Raw genomic sequence first — 12,665 nt, forward strand, 5'->3', positions numbered from 1 at the left:
TAACTGGTCGGTATTGTAGCCAAATAGGCTTTAAAAATTTAAACTAACTACCATACAAAGTCGATAATAAACTCAAATTAGAAAACGTATTTAAGGCGAACACGTGCGCCAACAACGTCATCTTGAGTTACATCATTAAGTTTAGCTTCCGACCAACCTGCAGCTACGTAGATATCAAAGTTTTTGATATCTAAAATCATCGGGATTTTGTAAGAAGCATAAACCTGTAGTTCTTCAGTTTCGCTAGCAGCTGAATCAGCATCTGTTTGACCGTATAACGCGGCGATAAAGAAGTTTTTGTACTGTGCATTAATACCTGCAGTCAATGAGTCCATTGAATTAGCTGCATCGGTGTCGTCAGCTAAGTAAGCTGTACGTGCTGTTAGGGTTAAGTCGTCACTTGCTGCAAAACTTACATAACCACCAAGACCAAGCCAATCAGCATCGTCACCCTTACCGGCCACTGGTACTTCAAGACCAAAGGCCATTGATACGTTGTCTACAGCATAATTAACAGCAGGACGAACAACGACAGCATCACCCTCATCGGCACTCATGGCTGTTACTTCAAACCCTGCAGCAGCGCCAATATTTTTAGTAAAAGTAGCTTGAACTTGAGATTCACCATCTGCTGAGGTACGGCCACGAGCATAGTTTGCACGGTACATAGTAGTGCCTGACGACGCAATATAAGTATCTTGACCGGCAGGAGAAAGATCTGCTGCTTCAAAATGACCAGTTTGAATAGCCCAGTCGTTCTTTACACCAAATTTAATCCAAACGTCATCAGCGCCTCTTGAACCGTCTTGTCCCCAAACTGGGTTAAGTTTAAATCCAGCAAAGTTACCGTTTGCTAGTACTTTCTCACCATTAATATCAAGTAATAAACGTCCACCTGATTTTAAGTTTGAGTCAGTTTCACTTGTGTAATCAAACTCAACGTCGGCGCCTAAGTTTAAAGTGCCAGCTGGAGTATCAAAAGTTGCCCCGGCGTGCGCAGCAGATGCTACGAATAATGCTAAAAGGCTTGGAACTAAAATTTGCTTTTTCATCGTTTTACTTTCCTTGAATGTTCTTTATAGAGCCTGAAATCAGACGAATTATATTATTTTGTTTTTTTTCTATTGAACTATCTAGCCTGAGGATGTTTTCTCAGTCATAAGATGACTTAGGGTTTATCGATGAAAAACGAAGCAAGCAACGGCTTGAATACTGAAACACTAATTAATGTAATAGTGCCGACCATAGATGCAATTATTGTTTTTTTCATCTTGTTCCCACATTTGTTTAGCTATTTTTTTAAACGTCCATTGGCACGGTCAATTGAGATCATTGCGCGATAGAAAGTGACTAGCTGTCTAAAATTTCGCGAATGTCGAATGCCTTAACTCGCTAATTAAATTACCCTCCCAAAAGTGTGATGTCAATTGCTAATTAAAGTTGATTTACCTGGTATGACGTGTTATTACGACAAGTATCGCTTTTGAAGTCCAACAAATCAACAACTTGATCGATTTAACTCCATTTACGTAAAAATGATCGCTGAAATGTAGTTTAATTACAACATCCAAAATTCAGCATTCTGATATCTGAATTCCTTCGGCTGTGATTTAAAACGCCATATCAAAATGAGCAGAGCAGTGAAACGAAAAGTCAGGCGAAATGTGAGGTGAAAAATTAAATAGATAATTAGCGGTTTGAGCGAACAAAATATGGGAGAAATAAGACGGGAGAAATCAGCGATTTTTTGTTGATATTTTTAATTCAAAAAGGTGCTTGGAAAATTATTGATTTAACCAAACGCCGTTTTGATGTTGCAACGGCTAATCTAGTGGTCATTGCGACCTAAAATAATCAAGCTTGATGCCAGTAAATTAACAAGTGTTCATCGGATTATTGCTGCCTCATTCCAATGTATTACCCTATGGCAATGCGTCATAAAGCCGTGCCTAGGCCTGCTAATTGCTAGCTGATTAAGTTAAAAAACCAATAATTTCCATTAGTTACAAACACACCAACAGTATAAACGAACGTTACTAACTGCATTGCTCGCCCATTACTCATTCTATGACTAGTCCCATTGATGATTCTTAAAATAGTCGGACAAAAAATCAATTAACGCCCGCACTGTTGGCGACAAAAATTTACGCGAAGAATACAGCGCGTAAATGGTCATATCGTTAGCTTGCCACTGAGGTAAAACTTCCACTAATTGGCCTTGTTTTATCGCTTTATTGGCTAAATAAGTCGGTAACAACGAAATGCCGACCCCACATAATGCCGCCTCAAGTAATACGGTTGCTTCATTGGCTGTTAGTCGGGTTGTTAAGCTCACTGAACGATGCTCGCCATCTCGCGATAAATGCCACAGTTGGCGTTCAAAACTGGTGTGGTTCAAGCATTGATGACTGATTAAATCGTCAGGGGTACTTATTAGTGGCATTTTGTCGAGATAAGCCTGACTTGCCACCATCACTGATCGGCACTTAGCGATAGGTTTGCCAATAAGCGATGGATCTGGATCAGCCGCAATACGAATAGCTAAATCAATCCGGTTGCTGACTAAGTCTGCAGCACTGTCTTGTAAATCGACATCAATGGTGACTTTAGGGTGTAATGCCATAAATTCACTAACAGCGGCCATCAGTTGCGCGTGACCAAAAGACATGCTTGTTGCGATCCGAATAGCATCGGTTAATTGATCTGAAGGTTTCACCCGACTAACCAATAGCTGCGTTGCAGCCAACCACGCTTCAATCTCGTTAATGCACTGCTCGCCAGACGAAGTCAGTGTTACTTTGCGAGTAGTGCGGTGTAACAACCGCACACCAAACCAACGTTCCATCGCTTCAACATAACGGGTTACCATCGGGCGTGACATTGCTAACCTTTCGGCGGTTGCGGTAAAGCTGCCTGAGCGGGCGACATCAACAAAAACTTCAGCGGCGGTGATCCTGTCCATTTACTTGTTCGATTTAAGAAATAATGATGCTTATTATTAGCCGTATATCCGAGCAAGTCAATTCACTACACTGGCATCATCTTAAGCAACTTCACTTTAGATCACCCACTGAATATGGAATCGCAGATGAAAAAATCAAACTTACTTGTTGCCTCACTAATTATTGCCACCTCGACTTATGCAACCGCTGTTATAGCCGCTGTGCCAAGCGATAAAATATCTCAAGGCGCTATCACATACAGTATCGACCAATCACCACTGTCATTAAAGGTCTACAATGCTGACAGCGGCAGCTTTAACGTTAGCTCAACCTTAGTTTACGGTGCGACCGAAGCTGTGCTTATTGACACTGGCTTTACTAAAGCAGATGCGCTGCGTATTGCAGCTAATGTGCTCGACAGCAACAAAAAATTGACCACTATTTTTATTAGCCAAGCCGATCCCGATTTCTATTTTGGTACTGAAACACTCAAAAAGCTATTTCCTAACGCCAAGATCATTACAACCCCTGCGGTACGCCATGAAATTGCTGAAAAAATGGCACATAAAGTCGAGTTTTGGGGCCCCAAAATGGGACAAAACGCCCCCGTAACACCAATATTGCCAAGCGAATACAGCGCCACCAGCTTTAGTGTTGATGGTTACACCGTTGAAATAAAAAATAGTAAAGGCGAATCAGCCAATCGACCATATTTATGGATCCCTGAAACTAAAACCATTTTAGGCAATGTTAGTGTCTACAGTGGCGTTCACGTGTGGATGGCTGACAGTCCGTCCACCCAAGATATTAATGCTTGGCAGACCCAACTTAACCAAATGCAGCAATTACAACCTGAGTTAGTCGTACCGGGCCACATGGTGCTTGGCGGCGACTTAACGAGTAATAGCATTGGTTATACCGCGCGTTATATTGAGCAATTTGTGCAAACTAAAGCGAAAAGTGACAACGCAACAGCGGTTATCGAGAAAATGAACAAAAACTTTCCACAGGCTAAGTTCCCGTTGGCATTAGACTTTAGCGCCAAAGTTCACATGGGTGAAATGAAGTGGTAAATGCAACAACTAAGGTCCATTACTTTTTCGATCCGTTGTGTGGTTGGTGCTACGGCGCTACTACTTTGGCCAACGTGCTTAATCAAGCGCCCAATGTGCAGTTGATTCTACAACCAGCAGGCATGCTAAAGCGCCAAGCAATGAGCACGCCGTTTCGCGAGATGGTCAAGGTTCACGATCAAAGAATTGAAACCATTACCGGGCAAGTTTTTGGTCCGCAGTATCAAAATAGGCTCTTGAGCAGTGAGCCAATTTGGTTAGACTCATACATAACAGCGCAAGCAATATTATTGGTCGAGCAGCTCACTGGGCAAGGGTTTAGCATGTTGCAGGCTGTTCAGCAGGCACATTATCAACGGGGCTTAGATGTCAGCAAGCAAGAAACTTTAACCAAGCTGGCGCTTTCCTTGGGGATATCCGCTGAGCCATGGTTTGCATTGCTTGATAACAACCTGAACCAATCAAGTCAGCTAGCGCAACTGCGGTCAATCAAACAGGCTGTTGCACACAGCAACGAGTTAATGGCGCGTTGCCAAGTACAAGGGCTGCCAAGTTTTGTGATAGAGCATCAAGGGCAATTCACCACCCTTGAACATAACCGTTATTATGCCAATATTACGCAGTGGCAGCAGTTAATCCAACAGCTATAATCTTTTGACAGTGACTAATTGACCGCAACAATCTGTCAGTGAGTCACTACTTTTAGTTTCGCTTTCTTAGCTACATATGCTTAGTTACATATGCTTAATCATCGTCAATTAAAATCAGGCCGGTAATTATTTGAGCACATCGTCGGTTAACATGTCTTTTTCGATCAATTGCATTAAGATGTCGCGACACTTGTTTTGCAACATATCTCTAAGCAAACGTACTGCTGGGGTAATAGATTGGCGACTAGGACAAATAAGCCATAGCTGAGTGGGTGTTGGCTCAAATTCGGGTAACAAGATGGTCAGTTTATTGGCCAATAAATCTTGTGCCAAATCAAGGCAAGACTTGGCGCAAATGCCTTTGCCCGCCACACACCAACGCCGCACCAGTTCGGCATCGTTTGACGCGCGATTACCAACCATTTTCACTTTAAACGATTGCCCTTCTTCAGCAAACTCCCATTGGTCGTAAATAATGTCATGCAGCTGGTAAAATAAACCGTTGTGTGAGGTTAAATCACTAGGATGATTAGGCACCCCATATTGCGCAAGATAATCTGGCGCCGCGCACAATATTCGCGGCACTTCACAAATCTTAAAGCCATAAAGGTTAGCATCGTTAGGCGAGCCATAACGCAGTGCGATATCAACCGGATCGCGATAAAAATCAATTTTACTATCACTAATATGTAATTTTAAACGCACCCCAGGGTGCTGCGCCATAAAGTCGTCTAACCACGGCAAAATTAAATGGCGCCCTAGATCAGACGGCACCGAAATTCTTAACTCACCATCAACCGTCGACAAATCGTCTTTGACGTTTTGCTGCGCTAATTCCAGCATTTGCATCGCTTGTTGACAGTTAGGCAGGTAGCGCTCACCCGCGGTCGACAACCTTAAACTGCGGGTGGTTCTAATAAAAAGCTCTACGCCAAGCGAGCGCTCTACCCGCTTAAGCGCTGCACTAGCAGTGGCTGTGCGCATGTCTAAGCTTTCTGCCGCCGCCGTAATACTACGAAATTCTGCCACTTTAATTACGACATTCAGGTCTTCTAATAACATTTATTGTCAAATTTAATTTGATAATGATTCAAACATTATGCTGTTTTTCTTGAGGTATTCAAGCGCTATCATAGCCGCAAGTTAAACGACCCCCTTATTTACTGGAGATCCACCATGAAAGCGATTGGCTATACGCAATCTTTACCTATTACCGACCCAGCAGCGTTAATTGACGTTGAATTGCTACAACCAACGGCCACCGGCCAAGACTTGTTAGTTGAAGTGTTATCAATTGCGGTGAACCCGGTTGATTGTAAAATTCGCAAAAATGTCGCGCCACAGCCCGATATAGTCAAAGTACTAGGTTGGGACGCCGTGGGTAAAGTTGTAGCAACCGGTGAATTAGTTAACCAATTTAAAGCCGGTGACTTAGTGTATTACGCCGGTGATTTAACTCGCCAAGGCAGCAATGCACAATTTCAATTAGTTGACCAACGCATTGTTGCCCTAAAACCAACCAGCCTTTCAAACAGCGAAGCCGCTGCGTTACCATTAACGGCGATCACCGCGTGGGAATTATTATTTGAACGTTTGGCGATAAAGAAACAGCAGCCACAAGCAATTGAAAAATCAACCGAGATCATGCTGGTTGTCGGCGCTGCAGGTGGTGTTGGCTCTATATTAGTGCAGTTAGCTAAAGCGCTGACTGGTGTTACTGTTATCGGCACCGCTTCACGAGCAGAGTCAGCACAGTGGGTTAAAGATCTTGGCGCAGACTTTGTCATTGATCACAGCAAACCGCTACCCGCTCAAATTGAAGCATTAGGCATTGGCCAAGTAACCCACGTTGCTAGTTTAACCCATACCGATTCATACCTAGACAGTTACATTGAGGTGATGGCGCCGATGGGGAAAATAGCCTTAATAGACGATCCAAAGTCAGTTGATATCACTAAGCTAAAACCTAAATGTTTGTCACTACATTGGGAGTTTATGTTCACTCGCTCTATGTTCCAAACTGATGATATGATAAAACAAAGTGAGTTGCTCAGTGAAGTTGCTCAATTAATTGACCAAGGCTTAATCAAAACCACACTTGGTAAAGACTTAGGCACTATTAATGCGCAAAACTTACGCGCGGCACATCAAGAAATTGAAGCTGGCAGCACCATCGGAAAAATCGTATTAAGCGGTTTTTAAGCCAAGCACCATTAATTACCACTGGTAGAACGCCACAACCAAAGAGACTATTTATGACCCAACTTACGATTGTTGCCAACATTAAGGCCAATGCAGACAAAATTGACTTAGTAAAAGCTGAGCTAATTAAACTCATTGCCATTACCCGCACGGAAGAAGGCTGCATTAATTACGACTTGCATCAAGACAATGACAACCCAGCACACTTCATGTTTTATGAAAACTGGCAAACACGCGAGTTATGGCAAGCACATTCGGATATGCCACACATAGTCGCTTACAGAGCTGCAACCGATGGTGCTATTGCTGAGTTCACACTCAACGAAATGACTATTACCGACTAGCGCCCTGTTCACTTAACTAACTGGTTCTCTTTAGAAACCACTGTATCGGTTAGCTAAGTAAATGAAGCAAAGCGAAAAGCCGCGCTCAACGAACTAAATCGTTGAGCGCGGCTTTTTTTATCTGTTTATCGTTGAGCTTTTACTTTTCGTTTATTTATCGTTTCTGTTCTTATTTCGGTTGTGGCTTCGTGCTTATTTGAGTTGCGCTTAACGCTTAGACAAATGAATGCCTGCAAGCATGCAACGCACCGAACCACCAGCTAGTTCAATTGCTGAAACATCTAACGGCACCAACTTAACACTATGCTGCAACGCATTAATTTGCTGCGCGGTTAACGCCGCATAAGCAGTGGTTGAAAGCGCCAAAATCCGCCCCGCCGTGCCTGTTAATTCTAATGCATTACCGCAAAACGCATTAATTTGCGACTCACTTAAACGAATAACGGCCTTGCCTGCTGCTTCAAATCGGCTAATTATTTCATTACGGCGCTTAATATCAGTCATCATGTCAAAACCCGCCATCACAAAGTCTCGCCCTATACACATGATCACATTAGTATGATAAACCGCAGTGCCTGCGCTGTCGGCCGCATCAAACAACATTGGTTCGTAATTAAAATGGCTGCAAAAACGCTCTAACGCATGCGAGTCGGTGCGTTTAGAACGCGCGGCATAAGCAACCCGCTCAATATGATCTAATACCATTGCGCCCGTACCTTCGAGGTAAATCTCGTCGTACTCTAGCCCTGAGTAATCAACGACATCTTGCACCCGGTATTTCTGCTTTAGCAATTCGATAATATCGGTTCGGCGCTCCTTCCGGCGGTTAGGCGCGTACATTGGGTAAATCGCAATATGACCACCGCTATGGGTTGAAAACCAATTGTTAGGAAATACTGAATCTGGGGTTGCTAGTGTTTCGTCGTCGAACGTGTGCACGACAATGCCTTCATTTGCTAGCACCTTCGCGGCTGCAGTCACCTGCTCAAAGGCTTGTCTTTTTAAGGCTTGTCGATCATAAGGTTGACCACCTTGAAAACTGTTGTCATTTTTCGTTTGTTCATTAGGACAAAAATGGTGCGGTCGGATCATGACAACAGCATTAGGGGCTTGTGGGCATACAAACATTAATTGCCTCTCCTGCGTGTGCGCTTTAGCTAACAAGCTAAAGCGGTAAAATAGAATGTAATAACTAAAACCTAGACCTAGAAGCTAGAAGCTAGAAGCTAGAAGAATTATGGCTGGCTAATATCACAGGCTAAACCAAATAAATTACGCGGGTTGTCAGGGCTTGCCACTAACTCAATTTGATTCGGATTTTGCTGCTTAATTAAGTCGTGCACATAACGCAGCGCCGAGTAATCTTCAATCGCAAAACCAACACCATCAAAAATAGTGAGCTGATCGGCTGTGATGCGCCCCACCTGTTCACCGTTAATCACTTGATACATTTCGGTCACTGGTGAGTTTGCTGGTAACTGCTGAATGTCACCTTCAATACGTGTTTGCGGCTCGTATTCAACAAACACATCGCCACGGATCAGTAACTGCGCTTCTAACTCAGTTTTACCCGGACAATCACCACCAATCGCGTTGATGTGTACACCTGCAGGCACCATATCACTGGTTAAAATGGTCGCGTTTCTCTTGTCGGCGGTGCAGGTAGTAATAATGTCGGCACCTTGAACCGCTTCGCCCGCCGATTGGCAAACAATAATTTCTAGATTTGTGTGGGCAAGATTGTTGCGACATTTTTCAATAGCCTGGGCATCAATGTCGTATAAACGAATAGTGTTAATGCCCAATATTTTACTAAAGGCAGTAATTTGAAACTCCGATTGCGCGCCACAACCAATCATCGCCATAGTTGACGCATTTTTTGGCGCCAAATATTTCGCCATCATCGCCGAAGTAGCTGCGGTTCGTAATGCTGTAAGAATGGTCATTTCAGACAATAACAACGGATAACCTGTCGCAACATCTGACAATACCCCAAAGGCTGTCACGGTTTGCAAACCAGACTTGGTATTTTTAGGGTGGCCATTGACATACTTAAAGCTAAACTGACTGTCATCGCCAATTGGCATCAGTTCAATTACGCCGTCGGTTGAGTGCGCCGCGAAACGGGGTGACTTATCAAAACACTGCCAGCGTAGGTAATCTTGCTCAAGATAATCGACTAAACCAACAATGAAATTTTCCGTACCAACCTGCTGCAACAGCTTAATCATGTCGCTAACACCAACAAACGAAACATTCGACGTTTTAGTGCTTAAGCCAGTGCTTTTCATATCAGTATTTTTCATATCAACGCTATTTACTAGTGTATTCATTGTGTATTCCATTTTTAGTTATGCAGCAGCTAGTAACTTATTAAGCGATTAGCTGGTGTAATTGTTAAGCCATATAATATCGGCTGACATAAACATTAAAAATGGCAAAAACTTGCAACTTTTGCACAAATAATTATCATAATGCTAGATATGATTATCAAAATGACAATCAGGTGTCTCATAAGTCAAAACTAAGGTGGCAACATGGCCGTAACTTCTTCAAATAACAAACGGGTTTACCTTTACGACTCGGTCGACAAACAACTGATCTCTATTTTGCGCACCGACGCCCGCGCCTCTATTTCAACACTGGCCAAATTACTCAACGTATCGCGAGGCACGGTCCAAAACAGACTTGATCGCTTAATTAGCTCTGGCGCTATTTTAGGCTTTACCATCCGCGCCCACGACGAGCTTGAAACCGATGTCATTAAATCAATAATGATGATTGAGGTAGTAGGCAAATCCACCAGCCAAGTCATTAGTAAATTGCGTGGCATTGCCCAGCTAGAAAAACTGCACACCACCAATGGCGCATGGGATTTAGTGGCCGAAATTAGAACCTCAAACTTATTAGAGTTTGATCAAGTACTGCGCGAAGTAAGAACCATCGATGGCGTGCTAAACAGTGAAACCAGTATTTTGTTAAGTTCGGTGTGAGGTGTTGTTTTAAAGTCTGCTGATTATGCTTTATCAAACGCATCATTTGATGTGCTTTATAAAGACATTTGGTTAGGTCATTTCAATCAATATTAAGTTTAAAGATTAATAAGGCTAATTTGTAACTACTTCGCACGATTAGCATTAATGTTCTGTTTTTTAGTTCGACATTTCAAAAAGTTACCAAGATAATTGTTGTAAATCGTGCATGCACGCTTTACTTTGGTCGTATTTCGCACTTATTGCTAGTAATTCGTTGTTTTTGAACATAGTATTGGTTTAAGTTTTATTAAGGGTGCTTTAGGAATTGAGCATGCTTGGTATAGAAATGTTAGGCTACAAGGAAATATCAATTACTATGTATAAATCTTTAACATTGGTTTCAATCTTTTTATTGTCAGGATGTGCGAACTTTGGACCTAAATCAATAGAGGAAAAGGCTGTCTACATTTGTGGTCTTGGTATTAGTGATTTAGCAAAAGATTCATTGGTTGCATCTCTCGAAAAAGCGTCTACAAACCCTAATGGAGTTTTTAGTTATGAAGCTAAAGAGTACACAGAAACCCAAGTAACATTATTCTTCAAACAAGCTCAAATTAATAATAACGAAGCTTTAAAAATAGCCGCAGAAGAAATAAAAGCCACTAGAGACTGCGCTATAGAATATGTTGATCTTCGCCGGCCAATTTTAACGTCAAATTCTGAGCTACAGGAAATGTGTAGATTAGATGTTGAAAGAAAATTAACACCTAAAGGAAATAAAGGCACTCTTGCACAATGGAATTTACCAAATGGGGAGTTCATGAAAGACAAAGAAGTTGTGATCATGAGGGGAGTCTTTAGTAATGGAGGTTGTAGATCTCAATTAATTGAAGCTAAGTGTCGCTTTGAAGGAAAGAATTTCTCTGAGTCCGTAATTACACAATCGAAGAAAGGGGGTTGTTAGCCTAACAAGGGTTTTCAAGTCGGACAAATTACAGTTGGCTTTTTGTTCGTGCCTCACTTATTTTAGCCAACTGCTATTTGCCGCTTAAAACGGCGTTATATGCTCAAGGATGATTCCTTTGAACTTTCCAAAAAAACAACATTATGTACCTCAGTTTCTTCTTAGATATTTCGCACAAAATAAAAATAGGGTTTATGTTTTTGATAAAAAAATGAACCGCACCTTCCCATCAAATGTTAAGGATGTCGGGCACGAAAATAATTTTTATGATGATCAGATACTTGGATATGGGAATGAAACAGAGATAAAGCTGTCTGAACTTGAAACCGTTGTGGCACCTGTTATTGAAAAGATAATATCCCAAGGAACTATTAAAAACTTAGAAGATTGGGAACATAAATTTCTATGCTTATTTGCTACCGTGCAAATGATAAGAACAAATGATACACGGGAGTTTCTAGAAGAGTTTAACCAAATACTGAGCAAAGTAAGCGCACAACTAACCAGTTGCGCTTAGCCTGACGTGTAATCGAGCTGCACATTCCACGGCATCAGTGCCGTTAAATCGGTTTGTTCATCTAAATTTGGTAGTGTTTTGAACAAGTGCTGGAAGTAGAAATATGGATTGATGTCATTGGCACGGCAAGTCATCACGATACTATAAAGTGTCGCGCTCGCCTCAGCTCCTTTAACCGATTGTGAGAACATCCAATTTTTCCTGCCTGTGGTGAACGGCCTGATATCTCTTTCTGTAATATTATTATCGATGCCTAATTCACCATCATCGATATAACGAATGAGCTTTTCCCACTGATTCAATGTGTAGTTTATCGCGATAGCGATATAGCTTTTAGCGGTCAGATTTTCTTTGGTTTCATCAAGCCATTGTTTGAATGCATCGAGTATCGGTTTCGATTTTTCTTGTCGCAGTTGATACCGCTCCGCAACGGATAACTTCTTGGCTTTTATTTTGTTTTCAATTTGGTAAAGCTTACCGATAAAACTAATCGCTTTATGCGCTCGACCTTTACTCTTTTTTTCCGATCTTAAGGCTTCGTCATATTTACGACGCGTATGTGCCCAGCAGCCTACGGCTAAAACACCGTCGACATTATCATAAACGATAAAAAGGGACACCCAAGTTTTTTAGATGTCTAAATCAATTTTTGTACTATGCTTGTGGCCTGCTACTTGTCGGAGTAAATACAATGACCCGAGCCCGTGATAGTTTAATTGATTTAGCCACAACCCCTTATTACCACGTTATTTCACGCTGCGTTCGCCGTGCTTATTTGTGTGGGATAATAAGGGACATCCATAACAAAATTAGCGATTAATCATTTAACTTGATGGCACTATATCTCTTTTTATGAATCGAAATTGGCTATATTTTGTGGGGGTCCCGAATTACGTCCTTTGGTCGTATTACACACTTACTGCTAGTAATTCATTATTTTTGAACATAGTATTGGGTTTACTTTTATTAAGTGTGCTTTTGTAATTGACCATGGTTGA

Annotated in this window: 12 protein-coding genes and 1 pseudogene; 7 read left to right on the forward strand and 6 right to left on the reverse strand. The window is 41.9% G+C overall.

From position 1 onward, the window contains the following. Window positions 1-77: 77 nt before the first annotated feature. Window positions 78-1,052 (reverse strand): carbohydrate porin, encoded by a 975-nt coding sequence (locus HRU23_14845; GenBank protein NRA55419.1) that lies wholly within the window; start codon window positions 1,050-1,052, stop codon window positions 78-80. A gap of 1,019 nt (window positions 1,053-2,071) precedes the next feature. Further along, on the reverse strand, window positions 2,072-2,962 hold the full coding sequence (locus HRU23_14850) for a LysR family transcriptional regulator (protein NRA55420.1): 891 nt from the start codon (window positions 2,960-2,962) through the stop codon (window positions 2,072-2,074). Window positions 2,963-3,088: 126 nt separating this feature from the next. Here HRU23_14850 and HRU23_14855 point away from each other — a divergent pair, with 126 nt between their 5' ends. Both HRU23_14855 and HRU23_14860 read left to right on the forward strand, forming a co-directional pair. After that, window positions 3,089-4,015 (forward strand): MBL fold metallo-hydrolase, encoded by a 927-nt coding sequence (locus tag HRU23_14855; protein NRA55421.1) that lies wholly within the window; start codon window positions 3,089-3,091, stop codon window positions 4,013-4,015. Continuing rightward, window positions 4,009-4,665: a DsbA family protein gene (locus HRU23_14860; GenBank protein ID NRA55422.1), complete on the forward strand. Its 657-nt coding sequence runs from the start codon at window positions 4,009-4,011 to the stop codon at window positions 4,663-4,665. Before HRU23_14855 ends, HRU23_14860 begins: the two co-directional genes overlap by 7 nt. Window positions 4,666-4,791: 126 nt before the next feature. Here the strand turns inward: HRU23_14860 and HRU23_14865 are convergent, their stop codons facing one another. Then, window positions 4,792-5,727 carry a LysR family transcriptional regulator gene (locus HRU23_14865; protein NRA55423.1) on the reverse strand — a complete coding sequence of 312 codons (936 nt, stop codon included), beginning with the start codon at window positions 5,725-5,727 and terminating at the stop codon, window positions 4,792-4,794. A gap of 114 nt (window positions 5,728-5,841) precedes the next feature. Here HRU23_14865 and HRU23_14870 point away from each other — a divergent pair, with 114 nt between their 5' ends. After that, entirely contained in the window at window positions 5,842-6,867 is a 1,026-nt protein-coding gene (locus HRU23_14870) for a zinc-binding alcohol dehydrogenase family protein (GenBank protein ID NRA55424.1), read from the forward strand. A gap of 53 nt (window positions 6,868-6,920) precedes the next feature. After that, window positions 6,921-7,211 carry an antibiotic biosynthesis monooxygenase gene (locus tag HRU23_14875; protein NRA55425.1) on the forward strand — a complete coding sequence of 97 codons (291 nt, stop codon included), beginning with the start codon at window positions 6,921-6,923 and terminating at the stop codon, window positions 7,209-7,211. Between the two features lie 207 nt (window positions 7,212-7,418). Here HRU23_14875 and HRU23_14880 read toward each other — a convergent pair whose 3' ends face one another. Both HRU23_14880 and HRU23_14885 read right to left on the reverse strand, forming a co-directional pair. Next, entirely contained in the window at window positions 7,419-8,303 is an 885-nt protein-coding gene (locus HRU23_14880) for an amidinotransferase (protein NRA55426.1), read from the reverse strand. Window positions 8,304-8,446: 143 nt separating this feature from the next. Further along, a complete protein-coding gene (locus HRU23_14885; GenBank protein NRA55427.1) occupies window positions 8,447-9,517 on the reverse strand; it encodes an ornithine cyclodeaminase in 1,071 nt (356 codons plus the stop codon). Between the two features lie 231 nt (window positions 9,518-9,748). Here HRU23_14885 and HRU23_14890 point away from each other — a divergent pair, with 231 nt between their 5' ends. The 3 genes from HRU23_14890 to HRU23_14900 all read left to right on the forward strand — a co-directional run bounded on the left by HRU23_14890 (window position 9,749) and on the right by HRU23_14900 (window position 11,667). Further along, window positions 9,749-10,204, forward strand: coding sequence for an Lrp/AsnC family transcriptional regulator (locus HRU23_14890; protein ID NRA55428.1), 456 nt, complete (start codon window positions 9,749-9,751; stop codon window positions 10,202-10,204). A gap of 313 nt (window positions 10,205-10,517) precedes the next feature. Next, window positions 10,518-11,150 (forward strand): hypothetical protein, encoded by a 633-nt coding sequence (locus HRU23_14895; protein ID NRA55429.1) that lies wholly within the window; start codon window positions 10,518-10,520, stop codon window positions 11,148-11,150. Between the two features lie 118 nt (window positions 11,151-11,268). Then, window positions 11,269-11,667 carry a DUF4238 domain-containing protein gene (locus tag HRU23_14900; GenBank protein NRA55430.1) on the forward strand — a complete coding sequence of 133 codons (399 nt, stop codon included), beginning with the start codon at window positions 11,269-11,271 and terminating at the stop codon, window positions 11,665-11,667. Here the strand turns inward: HRU23_14900 and HRU23_14905 are convergent. Further along, a pseudogene (locus HRU23_14905) lies at window positions 11,664-12,278 on the reverse strand (IS66 family transposase). The gene HRU23_14900 and the pseudogene HRU23_14905 sit on opposite strands and share 4 nt — an antisense overlap. Between the last annotated feature and the right edge of the window lie 387 nt (window positions 12,279-12,665).

The organism is Gammaproteobacteria bacterium (genome assembly GCA_013214945.1).
Taxonomy (GTDB): Bacteria; Pseudomonadota; Gammaproteobacteria; order Enterobacterales; family Psychrobiaceae; genus Psychrobium.